Origin of the sequence: Halomonas cupida (genome assembly GCF_900142755.1) — a bacterium.
GTDB lineage: Bacteria > Pseudomonadota > Gammaproteobacteria > Pseudomonadales > Halomonadaceae > Halomonas > Halomonas cupida.
In genome coordinates this window covers 63,402-79,788 of the sequence record NZ_FRCA01000013.1, presented here as the reverse complement: position 1 = coordinate 79,788, position 16,387 = coordinate 63,402, and the positions used below count along the sequence as shown (strand labels likewise).

The window sequence follows — 16,387 nt, the reverse complement described above, 5'->3', positions numbered from 1 at the left end:
GAATGGTTTCAAGGAGTTGGTTGCATGCAAGCATTTCAAGTCAAGGCCCCGCACGATTTCGATGTCAGTGAGCAGCCGTCACCACAGCCCGCTGCAGGTGAGGTGGTGGTCGATGTGGCCTTTGCCGGTATCTGCGGCTCGGATATGCACATCATCCACGGCGACAACGCCTTTGTCCGCTTTCCTCGCATCACCGGCCATGAGTTCGCGGGCGTCATCAGTGTCGTGGGGGAAGGGGTGGATGCCGGACGTGTCGGAGAGCGCGTGTGTATCGACCCGGTGGTCAATTGCGGTCAATGCTATCCATGCCGCATAGGCCGTCCTAATGTCTGTAGCGCCATGCAGGTGATTGGCGTCCATCGTCATGGCGGCTTTGCCGAGCAGGTCAATGTGCCAGCGGGCAATGCCTGGCGTATTCCCGACACTCTGGGCCTGGATTCGGCTGCGCTGGTCGAACCCTATTCGATCGCGGCCAATGTGCTGGCACGCATGGAGCCCCATGCCGGAGATCGCCTGCTGGTCATCGGTGCCGGCGTGATTGGCTTGACCATCGTGCAGATGGCGCAGGCCATGGGGATCGAGGACATCATTGTCACCGACATCATCGAAGAGCGCCTGGCGACCGCCCTTGAGCTGGGTGCCCGTCATGTCATCAACGGGCGCGAACAGGACCTGGAGCAGGCGGTGCAGGAGCTGACGGCAGGTGAAGGTATCCCGCTGATCGCCGATGCGGCCTGTGTCCCGGCCATGCTGCCGGGCATGCTGCGTATGGCCTGTCCGGCAGGGCGCATCGGCCTGCTGGGATTCAACCCGACTCCCAGCGACCTGGTGCAACTGGAAGTAATCAAGAAAGAGCTGACACTGGTCGGCTCTCGGTTGAACAACCGCAAGTTCCCGGAAGTGCTCGCGCATATCGAGGCGGGTCGCCTGGATCCCCATGCATTGGTCAGTCACCGCGTTGCCCTGCGCGATATGCCCGGGGCCATCCATATGCTCGACACCACTCCCGAGAAGGCCCGAAAGGTCCTCGTCGACATCGCCTCCTGAGGCGTTCGGCCAATTGCCAGACCCCTAACTGTCAGACCCCGATAAGAAAGGAGCTACGCCATGTCAACAACAACCTTCAAGCGTCTAGTGGCAGGAGCATTGCTGGGTACTGCACTGCTCGGTAGCCAGTCACTGCTGGCGGCGGATTTCACCCTCAAGTTCGGCCATCTGGCCAACGAACAGAATATCTGGAACCAGGCTGCGCTCAAGTTCAAGGAATTGGTGGAAACCAACTCCGATGGGCGCATCGAGGTTCAGGTCTATCCCAATGAACAATTGGGCAGCGAGATGGATGTGATCAACAGCATCCAACTGGGTACCGCCGATATGACCATCAGCGGTGAAAGCCTGCAGAACTGGGCACCCAAGGCGGCAATGATGGCGGTGCCGTATCTGTTCCGTGACGAGGATCACCTGCGTCAGACCGTCGAGAGTGATGTCGGCAAGCAGATCGAAGCACAGATTACCGAGCGGACCGGACTGGTGCCCCTGGCCTGGTTCGAACGCGGCCCCCGTGAGTTGACCTCCAACCGTCCGATCACTTCGCCAGAGGATCTCGACGACCTGCGTTTGCGCGTCCCCAATGTGCCGCTGTTTGTCGATACCTGGGAGGCACTGGGAGCCCGGCCGACGCCCATGGCGTTCTCCGAGGTGTTCACCTCTCTCCAGCAGAGCACTATCGAGGCCCAGGAAAACCCGCTCAGCCTGATCGAGAGTGCCAGCTTCAACGAGGTGCAGCAGTACGTGAACATGACTGACCACGTGCGCAGCTGGATCTACGTGGTGATCGGCAAGAGCAAGCTGGAGAGCATGCCGGCAGACCTGCAGCAGGTCGTACGTGATGCTGCCAGTGAAATGCAGAGCTACGAAGCGCAGCTGTTTACCGAGGACCAGCAGCGTCTGCGCCAGGCCCTGACCGACAAGGGCATGGAATTTGTCGAAGTAGACCAGCAGGCCTTTGCCGAAAAGGCTCGCCCGGCTGTGCTTGATGCCCTCAGTGAAGAGCAGCGTGAGATCTACGACGCCATCCAGGACCTGTAATCAGAAGTGGTGGTGAATAGCATGCGCCGGGGCCTGAGCTCAGCCAATAAGGGCCGGCCCCGGTTTCTGCCATATGGCATGTATGTAGAGCATGTGTGGAGAATCCCATGACCGAGCCCGTTATGACCAGACCCGATATGACCGAGCCCGTACAGGATATACAGGAGTCTCTGGAGGTGTTGACCTCCGTGCCGAGACTCAAGGGGCCACTCGGCCGGCTGGCTGATGTGCTGGACAGGACCCTGCTGGCGCTGGCCGTGATTGCCCTGATCGGTTTGTCGCTCACGGTACTACTGCAGGTGACATCACGCTTGCTGCTGCCGTTTACCGTTGCCTGGACAGAAGAGCTGACGCGCTATCTGTTCATCTACATGGTGTCACTGGGAGCCGGTGTCGTCCTTCATCGCCACCGCAACGTCAATGTCGAGTTGTTTCACGGTCTGCTGGGCTTTCGCGGGCGCGCGGCCTACCTGGCATTGATCTCGCTGCTCACGGGAGGGTTCTCGCTGATTGTGCTTCCCGAGGCATGGAAGTTCGCGCAGATCGGTGCCTTTCAGACATCTCCCTCGCTGCGCGTTCCGATGATCTATATCTTCCTGTCCTCCGTCGTACTCTTTGCGTCGCTGCTGTTCTACAGCGTCATCTGTACGTTGGAAGGCATCATTGCCCTGGTGCGTGGTGAGCAACCCGCCAGTGAGGTGCATTAATGGAAATCGCAGTACTCTTCATTACTTTTCTGGTTCTGCTGCTGATCGGTCTGCCCATCGCCTTCTGCCTGGGAATTGCATCACTGGCCTATCTGGTACTTGGTGACATCTCCCTCACCATCATTCCGCAACGCATGTATGCCGGTATCGATGTGTTTGTGCTGCTGTGTATTCCGGGATTTGTCATGGCCGGGAACCTGATGAATGTGGGCAATATCACCCAGCATATCGTGCGTTTCTCCAATGCCCTGGTGGGGCATATTCGTGGTGGGTTGGGGCTGGCCAATGTCGGCGGTTCGATGATCTTCAGTGGCATTTCCGGCACAGCCGTTGCTGATGCCGCCAGTATCGGCTCGGTCATGATTCCCGGCATGGCTCGGTCCGGTTATGACAAGCCCTTTGCCGCAGCGGTGACGGCAGCATCTTCCACTATTGGTCCGATCATTCCGCCCAGTGTGCCGATGATCATTGTCGGCTCTCTGTCGGGAATCTCGGTAGGGCGCATGTTTCTCGCCGGTGCGATTCCGGGGCTGCTGCTGGGTGTGGCGATGATGATCACCGTATATTGGTTGGCAGTGCGCCGGGGATATCCCAAGGAGAAGCGTGCCACCTTGAAGGAGTTGCTGACCGAAGGTCGCAGTGCCTTCTGGGCGTTACTGATGACGTTCATCATTCTGTACGGCATTATCGGTGGGCTGTTCACCCCGACCGAGGCATCCATCGTTGCCAGCCTTTACGCCCTGTTGATCGGCACTTTTGTCTACAAGGGTATCAACTGGAGCAATCTGCGTGGCATCCTCACCGATACCGTTCTGACATCGGCTTCATTGATGATGCTTGTCGGTCTGGCCAATCTGTTTGGCTGGATATTGACCAGCCAGCAGATCCCCCAGATGTTGGCCGACACCATTCTGGGTTTCAGTGATAATCCCATCGTCGTCATCCTGATTCTCAACCTGATCCTGCTGTTCGTCGGTGCCTTCATGGAGACCATCGCGGCGTTGATCATTCTGTTTCCGGCCTTGCTTGGTGTGGCAACAGGTGTCGGAATGGACCCCATCCACTTTGGTGTCATGGCAGTACTGAACTTGATGATCGGACTGACCACACCGCCAGTGGGGGTTTGCCTGTTCGTGGTTTCCAGCATCGGAAAGATGCCGATGCTGCAGGTGGCGCGGGCCATCATTCCCTTCCTGATCTGCAATCTGGCAGTGCTGATGCTGGTGTCCTTTGTTCCGGCCATCTCACTGTGGCTACCCAATCTGTTGATGGGGGAGTAACAGATGGAAAAATGGAAAAGTGACGAGATAGAAATGCAGTATATCGATAGTCATTATCCCGCCGCCGATATCGGGATCGTGCATCTGGGGTTGGGGGCCTTTCATCGAGCACACCAGGCGGTCTATATCGAACGCAACATGGCGCGTCATGGTGGCGGGAACTGGGGAGTCTGCAGTGCCAATATCCGCTCCAATCACCAACTGGTCATCCAGCTGCGTGATGCGGGTATGCGCTACCATGTAGCGGAATATCGTGACAGCTGTGATGTGACGATCAGAGCCGTGCGGTCCGTTCGCGAGGCGCTCTATGCCGGCCCCGATGGACCTGACCTGGAAACTCTGCTTCGACGGCTGAGTCAGCCGCAGGTGCGCATCGTTACTCTGACCGTGACGGAAAAGGGCTACCATCTCAGTCCCGGCAGCGGTGACCTGCTGGTTGAATCTCCGTCCATTGCCCACGACATCGAACACCCCCACCAGCCACAGACCGCTCCGGGCATTATGGTGGAGGCCCTGGCACGACGTCGGGAAGCGGGCACAGCACCGTTCACGGTGCTGTGCTGTGACAACATGCCCCACAACGGACAGCGGACGCGGCGTGCCGTGATTGAACTGGCGAGCCATCGCGACTCACGACTGGCTACCTGGATAGAGCAGAATGTTGCCTTTCCGAGCAGCATGGTCGATCGCATTGTACCGGCCATGACCAGTCGGGACCTTGCACGTCTGTCGGAGCTCGGGGTGGATGACCCTGCCGCTGTAGTCTGCGAGGCCTTCAGTCAGTGGGTGGTCGAGGACGATTTTCCTCAGGGGCGTCCGGACTGGGAGCAGGAAGGGGTGCAGATGGTTGCCGATGTCGCGCCCTTCGAAACCATGAAGTTGCGCATGCTCAATGGCAGCCACTCTCTACTGGCCTATCTGGGTGCTCTGGACGCCGTCGACACGGTCAGTGATGCCATGCAGAAGCCAGCCTTCACTGCCATGCTGAAACGCTACATGCTCGCTGAAGCGGCGGCCACGCTGACCATGCCGGAAGGCGCTGACCTGGCGACCTATGCCGATAGCCTGTTGGCCCGCTTCGCCAATGATAGCCTGCGTCACCGCCTACAGCAGATCGCCATGGATGGCTCGCAGAAGCTGCCACAGCGCTGGTTGCAGGGAGCATTGATCAACCTGCGAGCCGACAGGGATGTGTCCTGCACCGCTCTGGGAGTGGCTGCCTGGCTACGCTATACCGCGGGTACTGACCTGCACGGCCATCGTCATGTGGTGGATGACCCCATCGCTGAACGTCTGGCCTCTCTGCATGCGACCCATCAGCAGCCGCAATCCCTGGTGGCGGCGTTTCTGGCCCAGTCGGATGTCTTTGCGGCCGAACTGGCCGATTACCCGCACTTCAGCCAGGCAATCGTGGATGCCTGGCAGGCGCTGGAGACCGACGGCGTCTCCGCAACACTCAGGCGTCTTTCATGACCCTCCTCCGCCGGGGCTGCTTCCGGTGCGGCCCTTGTTTGTTGAGTTCGAGAGGTTGAGCCCAGGATGTCGAACTCAGAATATTGAATTCAAGATGTTGAATTCAGAAATGCAAGTTTTCTGGCACAGGACGTATATCGATGGAACACACATGGCGCTGGTTCGGTCCCAATGACCCGATTTCCCTGGCGGAAGTTCGTCAGACAGGGGCTACCGGAATAGTCACCGCATTGCATGAGATTCCCAATGGGGAAGTCTGGCTGGTGGAGGCTATCGAGTCGCGTCGAAAGCTGATCGAGAACGCAGGCCTGAGCTGGTCGGTTGTCGAGAGCGTACCGGTACACGAGGACATCAAGAAGGGGCGCCCCGGGCGCGATGCCTGGATTGCCAATTATCAGCAGACACTGCGCAACCTGGCGTACTGTGGCATTGATGTCGTCTGTTACAATTTCATGCCCGTGCTCGACTGGACGAGAACCGACCTCGCCTGGCCGCTTCCCGCTGGCGGCACGGCATTGCGCTTTGATCAGCAGGCCTTTGCCGCTTTCGATCTGTATCTGCTGGCCCGCGCCGGTGCAGATCAGGAGTATTCCGACGCCGAGAAGCAACAGGCGCGCACCTGGCTCGATGCTCTGGATCAGCAGGGGCGTCATCGCCTGGTCGAGACCATCATTGCGGGCCTGCCCGGTACCGAGGAGCACTACACGCTCGAGCAGTTCCGCGAGATCCTTGCGGAATATGCCGGAATCGATGCCGAGCGTCTGCGCGACAATCTGGGGTATTTCCTCAAGGCCGTGATCCCTGTGGCGGAGGAGGTCGGGATACGCATGGCAATTCATCCAGACGATCCTCCCCGTCCGCTACTCGGCCTGCCACGGGTGGTCTCCGGGCCTGATGATGCGCGCTGGATACTGGCAGCATCCCCGAGCCCAGCCAATGGCCTGACCCTGTGTACCGGATCCTATGGCGTCAGCAGTGATGTCGATCTGGTGGCGATGGCACGTGAATTTGGTCCTCACATTCATTTTGTTCACCTGCGTGCCACTCAGCGTGAGCAGCCTGACGCACGTTCCTTCCATGAGGCAGAGCATCTGGAGGGAGATGTGGATATGGTCGGGGTGATTCAGGCTCTGGTTGAAGAGGAGCAACGGCGCGGGCGCGAAGGGGGCAAGCGCCTGCCGCTGAGGCCGGATCATGGTCACCATATCCTCGACGATCAGCACCGCAACACCGCGCCCGGTTACCCGCTCTATGGTCGTCTCAAGGGGCTGGCCGAGCTGCGTGGCGTAGAGTTGGCCGTTCGTCGGTTGAGTCGCTGACCTCTGAACATCGCTGCGACTTTCCACTGATTACCGGAACAGGTGTTCTCTTGTCTCTCGCCTGGGTTTGTTGCCACGCACCTCGACAGTTGTATACACGTGAAGTGGATTCTGTGGTGCAATTGGCAAAAACGTGCGAAGGTCATTGATTGGCCAAGTGAATAAAAGCGAGCAGACAATGAGCAGCACCTGGCAGCGGGAAGTGATGGCGGAGATCGGCGCCGGTGGGCGCGTCAGTGATGGCGATATCGTCCGTCAGGTCAGGCGGGCGGTACTGATGCAACGGCTGCCTCCCGGCTCGCGTCTGCCGGAAGTGACGTTGGGTGAGGTCTTCGGCGTCAGCCGCTCGGTGGTGCGCAAGGCGCTGACACGCCTGGCGTCGGAGCATGTGGTGGACCAACGCCCCAATCAGGTGGCACGAGTCCGTGCACCGGACGTGGACGAGACTCGCGAAACCTTCTCCGCGCGCAACCTCGTCGAGGGCGAGGTAGCTGCCTTGACCGCAGGGCGGCTGGAAGATCGCGTGCTGGTGCAACTGGAGGATCGTGCTGAACGAGAGCGTGAAGCCTTCCTCGCCAATGACGAGCCGACGCGCATCGAGCATTCGCTGGCCTTCCATCACCTGCTCGCCGAGCATTCTCCCAATCGGGTTCTCGGCTCGATGCTGACGGACCTGATCCTGCGCACGTCCATCGTCATTGCGCTGTACAAGCGCCAGGGTCTGGGTAGCTGTTATCTCGAAGGGGACCATCCCTGCTTGATCAAGCACCTGCGCAGTGGTGATGGTGAAGCCGCTCGCGCCGATATCGAGCAGCATCTGACCAGCCTGCAGGGCCTGCTGGATCTCGGGCCACGGGACAGCAGTATTGACCTCAAGTCCATTCTGTCCGGCGGCAAGTAACTCCGGTGCCTGTCATCAACAGGCGATGTTGTGGATTCAGCAAGGTAGAACATCATGATGCGAAAGCTGTTGGGCGTGCCCATGTTGCTGGCCGTGACACTGGCGACCAGCAGTCTGGCTCAGGCCGAAACCGTGACGGTGGCAGCGGCATCCTCGCTGCAGTTTGCCATGCCGGAATTGGTGGAGCGATTCGAGGCCGAGCATGACGACCAGGTGCGCGTCACCTACGGGGCGTCCGGTAATCTGCTGCGGCAGATCCAGCAGGGCGCTCCTTTCGAGGTCTTCCTGTCCGCCGATGAGGCACGTGCCCGGACCCTGGAGGATGAGGGGCTGAGTGACGGTGAGGGGCGGACCTACGCACTGGGGCGGCTGGTCTGGCTGCAATCGAAGGATCGTCCTCTGCCCAACGAGGATGATCCGCTGCAGGTGGTGCGTCAGGCCATTGCCGAATCCAGTAGTGGTGACTCGCGGTTGCGGATTGCTCTGGCCAATCCCGAGCATGCGCCCTATGGTCTGGCGGCACGGGAGGTGCTGGAGCAGGCTGACTTGTGGCAGGACTCCGAGGCGTTGCGCATCGTCGGCGAAAATGTCGCCCAGGCGGCGCAGTTTTCCCTGTCTGCCGAGGCCATCGGTGGTTTCTCGGCTTATTCTCTGGTCAGCTCCCCGGAGCTTGAGGGGCGGGCCACCTGGCGCCTGATTCCCGAACAGTGGCATCACCCTCTGGTACAGCGCATGGTGCTGGTCGATGGCGCCGGCGATGGTGCCAGAGCCTTCTTCGATTTCATGCAATCGCCCGAGGCTGAAGAGGTCCTGACGCGCTTCGGGTTCTCGGTACCCGAAGCGTCCTGAGGCGACCGCCATGGATGGAGCGGCACTATTCGTCTCACTGAAGCTGGCGTTGTTGACCAGTGCAATGCTGCTGCCGCTGGGCATTGTTCTCGGGCGCAGCCTGGCGCAGGCCCGAGCTCGCTGGAAGGTGCTGCCCGAGGCAATGGTGGCGCTTCCTCTGGTCATGCCGCCCACCGTGCTGGGCTTCTATCTGATGCAGGCATTCAGCCAGGATGCGCCCCTGGGCGCCTTCTGGCAGTGGTTGTTCGGCGGTAGTCTCAACTTCAGTTTCAGTGGCATCCTGCTGGCATCACTGGTGGTCAATCTTCCGTTTGCGGTGCAGCCTGTGCAGCGTGCTTTCGAGGCAGTACCCGCCCACCTGCGTGAGGCGGCGTGGTGCTCCGGGCTGTCTGCCTGGCAGACCCTATGGCGTATCGAGCTGCCGCTGGTTCTACCCGGTATCATTTCCTCTCTGGCCCTGACCTTTGCGCATACCCTCGGTGAGTTCGGCGTCATTCTGATGGTGGGCGGTTCGATCGATGGTGAAACCCGAACCCTGGCGATCTCCATCTATGATCGCATGCAGGCCTTCGATGAAAGCGGGGCGGGTATCATGTCGGCCATGTTGCTGCTGGTGTCGTTCCTGACCATTGGAGTGGTCTACGGCCTGGCAGCCCGACAACGCTGGAAGAGACACGTATGACGCAACCGGAGACTGCTCGATCAGAGGCCGTGGGACCAGGTACGCTGCTGGTGAACCTGACGCAGCCCTCGCCGATTCCTCTGGCGGCTGAGTTTCGCTGTGGCCCGGGCGAGCTGCTGGCGCTGGTCGGTCCTTCCGGCAGTGGCAAGACGACGTTGTTGCGCAGTATTGCCGGTCTCTATCGGCCCTCCGGAGGCTCGATTCGTTGTGGCGACGAGCTGTGGTATGAGGCAGGCGGCCAGTGTTGGTCGCCGCAGAGGCGCCGCGTGGGCATGGTCTTTCAGGACTATGCACTGTTCCCGCATCTGGATGCACGGGCCAACATTGCCACAGCCCTCGGCCATCTACCGCGTGATCAGCGTCATCAGCGAGCCATGAGTTGGCTTGAGATGGTGCACCTGGAAGACTTCGCGCATCGTTATCCTCATCAACTTTCCGGTGGTCAGCGGCAACGTGTGGCCCTGGCCCGAGCCCTGGCTCGCGAGCCTCGAGTACTGTTGCTGGATGAACCTTTCTCGGCGGTGGACCAAGTGACGCGCCGTCGTCTGCAGCGTGAGCTGGCGCTGCTTCGTGAGCGGCTCAACATCCCTATCGTGATGGTGACTCATGACCTCAATGAGGCCAGTGCCCTGGCCGATCGAATCTGTGTATTGCATGGAGGACGATCCCTGCAACAGGGCGCACCGAGCGAAATCTTCCGGCGCCCGGTCAGTGCCGAGGTAGCGCGACTGATCGATCGCCCCAATGTGTTCACCGCAACCCTGGTCCATGGCGCAGACGGACCAAGGCTGGCGTGGGGCGATTGGCAACTGGAGGTAACCGAGGGGCTGGAGGGATATGCCGAAGGAAGTCGGCTGGCCTGGTATGTGCCGGAATCGGATATCATCCTGCAACGCGCTGACCGGTCCTCGCAGCACCAGGACGAGAACCAGCACGAGGACGAGAACCAGCACCAGGACGAGAACCGAGTCAGGGCTCGCATCGAACAGTTGGTGGTGCTGGGCGGTGTGAGCACCATCACCCTGGCACTCGATCATGAGCACCAGACCATGCGCTTCGACATGGCGACCCATACCGTGCGACGCAGTCAACTGCTGCGCGGGCAGGTGGTGGAAGTGTCGCTGTTGGCGACGGGCATTCATATCATGGGAGAGGCGTCACAGGACGCGATTCCCCCCGAGGAGATCTGATCATGACACTGAGTCGTCGCCGACTGCTCAAGACGCTTTCGCTGTCACCGCTGGCGCTGACGCCGATGATGCTGTCGGCACCATTGAGCCTTGCGTGGCGTAGTGCGCAGGCATCCACCGGTGAAACAGTTCCACTGGTGATTCACGCGGAACAGGGACCAACGCGATTCGACGTCGAGGTCGCCGATGCGCCGGGCGAACGCAATCGTGGCTTGATGGGACGGGATTCGATGCCTGGGGATCATGGCATGCTGTTTCTGTACAGCGCTCCTCAAGGGGTGGAGAACGCCTTCTGGATGTATCAGACCCTGATTCCGCTGGATATCGCCTTTATCGATGCCGATGGGCGCATCGTCGAGATTCGTCAGATGCAGCCCTGTGAATCTGATGCCTCGCACTGCCCAGCGACGCAACCAGGCCAGGCTTATCATGCTGCGCTGGAGGTCAATGCCGGTACCCTGGCGCAGCTTGGCATCAGGGTCGGCGACTGCGTCAGTTGGCCGGGCAGCAGTGGACTGTGTCAGTAGGGATCAGCTACGAGCGGTATCCGGTTCAGGGCGTCGGCGTCGCCAGCGGATCACGATCAGGCCGACGCCGGCAACGACCATGCCACCACCACCGAGCTTGTAGACATCGGTACCATCACCGAGCAGCAGGATGCCGAGGATAACCGCCAGTACCGGCACCAGCAGAGTCATGGGCACTACGCGATTGACGTCATGACGGCGCAGCAGGCCGAACCACAGGCCATAGGCGACGATCGATGACATCACCGCGGTATAGACGACCGCTCCCCAGCCCTTGATGCCCGCACTCTGGATGATCTGCCACTGATGGTCTTCGAACCACCATGATCCCAGCGCCACCTGGGGGACGGTAAACAGAGCCACCCAACCGGCCAGTGCCATGGGCGCGATATTGGGGCCGCGCTTGATCAATAGCTGGGAAATCGCCCAGCCCATTGCACTGGTCAGCAACAGTGCCGTGGGCAGAGGTGCGGGGAGCGATGGACCGCCCGCGAGTATTGCCACTCCAGCGAAGGACATCAGCAGGCCCACCAGGCGTTTGAGTCCCAGCCGTTCACGCAGGAAGATCACTGCCAGCAGGGTCGCGAAGGGCGTTCCCATCTGCACCAGCAAGGCACCAGTGCCGGCTTCAGCCTGCTCCAGGCCGATGATCATCAACGCGAAATGCATGCTGCCGAAGGTCAGCGACAACAGCAGCAGAAACGGCAGCTGATGGCGGGCGACCGGATGAAAGGGCACCAGCAATACTGCGACCAGCATGAAGCGCAAGGTGGTCAACAACAGTGGCGGCATCTCGGTGACGCCGACCTTGATGACGATGATGTTCAGTGCCCAGAGGGCAATGGCAAACAGGCCAGGCAGCAGGTCGCGAAGCGGCACGGAGCGTCCTTGAGTTCAGGGGGAGACGGAGCCGCACAGCATAGCAGGCGAGAGCAATAGCGACGAGCAGCGAGCTGCGAGTACGCTGCGCTCGAGCAGGTAAACCCAGCCACGAGATACGAGCTACGAGCACGCTACGCTCGAGCATGGACCCCAGCCGCGAGCGGCGAGCTTCGAGTACGCTACGCTCGAGCTTGAACCCCGAACCCCGAACCCCGAACCCCGAACCCCGAACCCCGAACCCCGAACCCCGAACCCCGAACCCCGAGGAAAGGCACGTAACCCATCAGGTTGGCACCGATCTGCTCGCAGCTCGCAGCTCGCAGCTCGCAGCTCGCAGCTCGAAGCTCGTGGCTCGCAGCTGGAAGCTTGGTTAGAACGTCCATCTCACCATGGCCTGGGGCAGGGACTCGTCGGTGCCTTCCAGGCCGAACTTGTTGTGCCAGTACTGGTACTCGATCCCCAGGCCGATATTGTCGGTGGCGTGCCAGACCAGCTGTGGTTGGGTCAGCAGTTGGTCGGCGAGATCGCCTTCCTCAGTGATGTAGTCGAGAAAGCCTTCAAAGGAGAAGGTGGCGGAGCCGAGTTCGAAGGTGCGTGACCAGACCAGGGTGTATTGCTCGGAGCTGCCTTCGGCGGCGTCACTCTCGTCGTTGCGGTATAGCGTGTGGAGCTTGAAGAAGTCCAGGCCCGGGACATCGAGGTCAAAACTCAAGCCCGCCAGGTGGGTGGTCTTGCGGGTTGACGAGTTGCGGTCGAAGTCGAGCTGGGCGGCGGCATAGACGCCCTTGACCGGGCCGAAGGAAAGGTCACTGTTGAACAGTTCGCCGAGGTTGCCACGTACGATCCACTCGGCGTGAGTGCTGCCGAAGTCCTGCTCCTCGTCGCTGCTCTGGTCGTAGTTGGTGAAGTCGGCGAAGAAGAAGCTGTCGCCCCAACTCCAGCCGCTGGCATTGGCGAAGGTCAGGATGCTGTGGCGCGGATTGTCGATGGTGAACCCGGCATCGGCCTCATCCTGATAGTCCCAGCCATAGAGGGCCTCGACCTTGGTGGTGCTGTACTGTGCGGCAATGGCGGGGTGGACAGCCAGCATGGCAGCACCGCTGAGGAATCCCAGATGAAGTAATTTCATAGAAATGTTTTCCATTGTTTTTGTATTGGCGATCAGAGTATCGATTTCATGTGTCCAGTTTGTCAAATTAGTTGTATACAGATCGAGTGGTTTCATGGCTCCAGCCGTTGAGGCCTTGCCGAGCGGGGACGAGGCCTTGTGAGCGGGCCTGCTTTGCAGGCATATTAAGTAGCGTCTCCATACCAACAATATTTCCCCCTGTGACTCGGGGTTTCCCAATCGACCCCGGTTTCACGGGGCTACAATGCAAGGACACGTCATGACTGCCTGGCTCCCTTCACGTCTGTCTCTTTCACTTGCGGGTGCGTTGCTCGCCGGCGCGACCCTGGCGACTTCCGTCGAAGCTCGCGAACTCTCGGTTTCCACGGTGCTGTCCGATGCCTTCCCCTGGGGGCAGGCGGCACAGAAGTGGGCGGACCTGGTGGAGGAGCGCTCAAATGGGGAGCTGACGCTGCGTGTCTATCCCAACTCTCAGTTGGTCAACGGGGATCAGACGCGAGAGTTCTCGGCCATGCGTTCCGGTTTGATTGATCTGGCCGTGGGCTCGACCATCAACTGGTCGCCCCAGGTGCCGGAGCTCAATCTGTTTTCGCTGCCGTTTCTGATGCCCGATGAAGCGGCAGTGGATGCGGTTACGGGAGGCACCGCGGGTGACCTGGTGTTCGACGCCATTGAGTCCCGTGGTGTGGTGCCATTGGGCTGGGGCGAGAACGGGTTTCGCCAGGTGTCCAACTCCCGTGGCGTGATCGATGAACCTGCGGATCTGGAAGGGCTGAAGATTCGTGTGGTCGGTTCACCGCTGTTCCAGGATACCTTCTCTGCGATGGGGGCCAATCCCACTCAGATGAGCTGGGCCGATGCCAAGCCGGCATTGACCACCGGCGCTGTGGACGGTCAGGAAAACCCGCTGTCGGTATTCGATGTGGCACGTATCGATCAGGTGGGGCAGAGCTATGTCACGCTGTGGAACTACATGAATGATCCACTGGTCTTCGCTGCCAACCAGCAGGTATGGAGCTCGCTCTCTGATGAGGAGAAGACACTGCTGCGCGAGACGGCCATTGAGGCCGGCGTCTGGGAAATCAAGATGACCCGTGAACAGGAAGCAGATCGCCTTGCTGCCATCGAGGAGCGAGGAGTGACTGTCACCGAGTTGACCGAAGAACAGCTTGAAGCCTTTGTCAGTGCCACCGAGAGTGTCTACAGCAAGTGGACGCCGCGTATTGGCGAGGAGCTGCTCGAGGCCGCTCGTGCCGATATCGGCACTCCCTGACATTGGCTGGAAGTCGACGCTGGCTCCTGGCTCAGGGGCCGGCACCTGTTACCCTCTGTAGATCAATCCCCTGATGAAACGCCCTGACGCTGTTGTCGAACGTGTGCTTGCCACTCTGGCCATTCTGATCATCGGCGTGATCAGTCTCGGCAATGTAATAGTGCGCTATATCACTGGCGGTTCCTTCGCCTTCACCGAAGAATTCTCCGTCTTCCTGCTGGTACTGTTGACCTTCGCCGGTGCCTCAGTGGCACTGCGTAGCCATCGCCATATTCGTATTGGACTGCTGGAGCGAGCTCTACCACCTCGGGCTCGCCAGGGGCTCATTGTGGTTCAGGGGTTGTGTGGGGTTGTGCTGCTCAGTTTGATCACCTGGTTCGGCGGGCGTATGGCTTGGCAGGAATATCAGTGGCAATCACTGTCGCCTGGCCTCGGACTGCCACAGTGGTGGTACCTGGTCTGGCTGCCGGTGTTGTCGGCCTTGATGCTGTTTCGTCAGTGCCAGCTGACTGTTGCTCGCTTGCGGGGGGATTTCGCCGATGACGCCTGATCTGTGGATGCTGGTCAGTTTCCTCGCGCTGCTGGTGATTGGCGTCCCGGTTGCCTTTTCCCTTGGTCTTTCGGGGGCGGTCGGTATTCTCGCGGGACTGTCACCCAACATGCTGGCTACCCTGGGTACCAATACCTGGAACAGCGTTGCCAAGTATCCGCTGATTGCCATTCCGTTGTTCATTCTCACCGGACTGATCTTCGAGCGTGCTGGAGTGGCCGCACGTCTGGTGCGTTTCGCTCAGGCGCTGATCGGCCCGCGTCACGGCGGCCTGGCAGTGGTTGCGGTGTTGGTGTGCATGATCATGGGCGGGATGAGTGGCTCAGGGCCGGCGGACGCCGCAGCAGTGGCCATGGTCATGTTGCCGAGCATGACCCGTGCCGGTTATCCACGGCCCTTTTCCGCGACCCTGATTGCCGCTTCGGCCTCCACGGCGATACTGATCCCACCGTCGGTGGCGTTGATCCTGTATTCGATCGTGGTGCCGGGAGTGGACTTGCGCGCGTTGTTCGCCGCAGGTCTCTTTCCCGGTGTGCTTGCCGGACTGTCACTGTTGATACCGGCGTTGTTGCTGTCGCGCCACTATGGTTGGGAAGATCCCCGGGAGGTGGAACGTCCACCGTTGGGAGAGAGTTTTCGTCAGGCGATTCCGGCACTCTTTGCCCCTGTGCTGATTCTCGGTGGTCTACGCAGCGGTCTGTTCACCCCGACCGAAGCAGCGGTGGTAGCCGTGGCGTATGGTGTGGTGGTGGGCCTGGTGCTGACCCGCGAGCTGAACTGGCGAGACCTCTGGGAGCTGCTGGGTGAGGCTGCGGTGGTCTCGGGGGTGGTGATGCTGATCATTGCGCTGGCCGGAATCTTCGCCTGGGCAGGAACCACCCTGGGCACCTTCCGGCACCTTGCCGAATGGGTCATCGGGTTGTCGGACAATGGTGCTCTGCTGCTGGTGCTGATCATGTTGGCGGTGCTGGCGGCAGGCATGCTGCTGGATGCCATCTCGATCTATCTGATCATGATGCCGATCCTGATTCCGGTGATGCAGCATTTCGGCTGGAACCCGGTGTGGTTCGGTATTCTGTTGGCAATGAACATCGCCATTGGCCAGTTCACGCCTCCTGTTGCTGTCAATCTGATGGTGACGACAGAGGTGGCGAAGATTCGCCTCGAGCAGACGGTCGGCTGGGCGCTGCTGTTTGTCGTGGCCATGGCCTCGTCGCTGGCGCTGGTCGCGTTCTTCCCGGAGATCGCGCTGTGGCTGCCAAGGGTGCTGGGGTATAACGTGTAGGGCGAGCCACGAGCCACGAGCCACGAGCCACGAGCCACGAGCCACGAGCACGCTACGCTCGAGCCGAACCCCGAACCCCGAACCCCGAACCCCGAACCCCGAACCCCGAACCCCGAACCCCGAACCCCGAGAAAAGGCACGTAACCGTCAGACTGGTACTGGGCAGCTCGCCGCTCGTTACTCGTGTCTCGAAGCTGGGACCATGGAGCGGCACTGGGCAGCTCGCCGCTCGTTACTCGTGTCTCGAAGCTG

At 60.3% G+C, this 16,387-nt stretch carries 16 protein-coding genes; 14 read left to right on the top strand and 2 right to left on the bottom strand.

The features are described from left to right. Positions 1 to 24: 24 nt before the first annotated feature. From BUE38_RS19355 to BUE38_RS19305, 11 genes are all read left to right on the top strand, one after another. Complete coding sequence (locus BUE38_RS19355) at positions 25 to 1,047, top strand: Zn-dependent oxidoreductase (RefSeq protein WP_073436882.1); 1,023 nt, start codon at positions 25 to 27, stop codon at positions 1,045 to 1,047. A 60-nt stretch (positions 1,048 to 1,107) separates the two neighbouring features. After that, positions 1,108 to 2,088 (top strand): TRAP transporter substrate-binding protein, encoded by a 981-nt coding sequence (locus BUE38_RS19350; RefSeq protein WP_073436881.1) that lies wholly within the window; start codon positions 1,108 to 1,110, stop codon positions 2,086 to 2,088. A gap of 107 nt (positions 2,089 to 2,195) precedes the next feature. Continuing rightward, on the top strand, positions 2,196 to 2,795 hold the full coding sequence (locus BUE38_RS19345; protein ID WP_234987110.1) for a TRAP transporter small permease: 600 nt from the start codon (positions 2,196 to 2,198) through the stop codon (positions 2,793 to 2,795). Continuing rightward, the gene (locus BUE38_RS19340; RefSeq protein WP_073436880.1) at positions 2,795 to 4,075 is read left to right on the top strand and encodes a TRAP transporter large permease; all 1,281 of its coding nucleotides are present in this window, start codon (positions 2,795 to 2,797) and stop codon (positions 4,073 to 4,075) included. The genes BUE38_RS19345 and BUE38_RS19340 overlap by 1 nt, the downstream gene beginning before the upstream one ends. A 3-nt stretch (positions 4,076 to 4,078) precedes the next feature. Beyond that, positions 4,079 to 5,548 carry a mannitol dehydrogenase family protein gene (locus BUE38_RS19335; protein WP_371860429.1) on the top strand — a complete coding sequence of 490 codons (1,470 nt, stop codon included), beginning with the start codon at positions 4,079 to 4,081 and terminating at the stop codon, positions 5,546 to 5,548. A gap of 140 nt (positions 5,549 to 5,688) precedes the next feature. Then, a complete protein-coding gene (gene uxuA / locus BUE38_RS19330; protein ID WP_073436878.1) occupies positions 5,689 to 6,867 on the top strand; it encodes a mannonate dehydratase in 1,179 nt (392 codons plus the stop codon). 178 nt (positions 6,868 to 7,045) lie between these two features. After that, positions 7,046 to 7,768 (top strand): GntR family transcriptional regulator, encoded by a 723-nt coding sequence (locus BUE38_RS19325; protein WP_073436877.1) that lies wholly within the window; start codon positions 7,046 to 7,048, stop codon positions 7,766 to 7,768. A 54-nt stretch (positions 7,769 to 7,822) separates the two neighbouring features. Then, positions 7,823 to 8,617: a molybdate ABC transporter substrate-binding protein gene (modA, locus tag BUE38_RS19320; protein WP_234987109.1), complete on the top strand. Its 795-nt coding sequence runs from the start codon at positions 7,823 to 7,825 to the stop codon at positions 8,615 to 8,617. A gap of 10 nt (positions 8,618 to 8,627) precedes the next feature. Continuing rightward, on the top strand, positions 8,628 to 9,299 hold the full coding sequence (gene modB / locus BUE38_RS19315; protein WP_073436876.1) for a molybdate ABC transporter permease subunit: 672 nt from the start codon (positions 8,628 to 8,630) through the stop codon (positions 9,297 to 9,299). Further along, entirely contained in the window at positions 9,296 to 10,489 is a 1,194-nt protein-coding gene (locus tag BUE38_RS19310) for an ABC transporter ATP-binding protein (protein ID WP_073436875.1), read from the top strand. The genes modB and BUE38_RS19310 overlap by 4 nt, the downstream gene beginning before the upstream one ends. A 2-nt stretch (positions 10,490 to 10,491) precedes the next feature. Beyond that, positions 10,492 to 11,016, top strand: coding sequence for a DUF192 domain-containing protein (locus BUE38_RS19305; RefSeq protein WP_073436874.1), 525 nt, complete (start codon positions 10,492 to 10,494; stop codon positions 11,014 to 11,016). Between the two features lie 3 nt (positions 11,017 to 11,019). Here BUE38_RS19305 and BUE38_RS19300 read toward each other — a convergent pair whose 3' ends face one another. Continuing rightward, complete coding sequence (locus BUE38_RS19300) at positions 11,020 to 11,895, bottom strand: DMT family transporter (protein WP_073436873.1); 876 nt, start codon at positions 11,893 to 11,895, stop codon at positions 11,020 to 11,022. A 373-nt stretch (positions 11,896 to 12,268) separates the two neighbouring features. After that, positions 12,269 to 13,027, bottom strand: a complete 759-nt coding sequence (locus tag BUE38_RS19295) for an outer membrane protein OmpK (RefSeq protein WP_073436872.1) — start codon at positions 13,025 to 13,027, stop codon at positions 12,269 to 12,271. 259 nt (positions 13,028 to 13,286) lie between these two features. Between BUE38_RS19295 and BUE38_RS19290 the strand changes: the two genes are divergently transcribed. The 3 genes from BUE38_RS19290 to BUE38_RS19280 all read left to right on the top strand — a co-directional run bounded on the left by BUE38_RS19290 (position 13,287) and on the right by BUE38_RS19280 (position 16,135). Next, the gene (locus BUE38_RS19290) at positions 13,287 to 14,300 is read left to right on the top strand and encodes a DctP family TRAP transporter solute-binding subunit (RefSeq protein WP_073436871.1); all 1,014 of its coding nucleotides are present in this window, start codon (positions 13,287 to 13,289) and stop codon (positions 14,298 to 14,300) included. A 73-nt stretch (positions 14,301 to 14,373) separates the two neighbouring features. Further along, positions 14,374 to 14,850, top strand: coding sequence for a TRAP transporter small permease (locus BUE38_RS19285; RefSeq protein WP_073436870.1), 477 nt, complete (start codon positions 14,374 to 14,376; stop codon positions 14,848 to 14,850). Further along, complete coding sequence (locus BUE38_RS19280) at positions 14,840 to 16,135, top strand: TRAP transporter large permease (RefSeq protein WP_073436869.1); 1,296 nt, start codon at positions 14,840 to 14,842, stop codon at positions 16,133 to 16,135. The genes BUE38_RS19285 and BUE38_RS19280 overlap by 11 nt, the downstream gene beginning before the upstream one ends. Positions 16,136 to 16,387 lie beyond the last annotated feature (252 nt).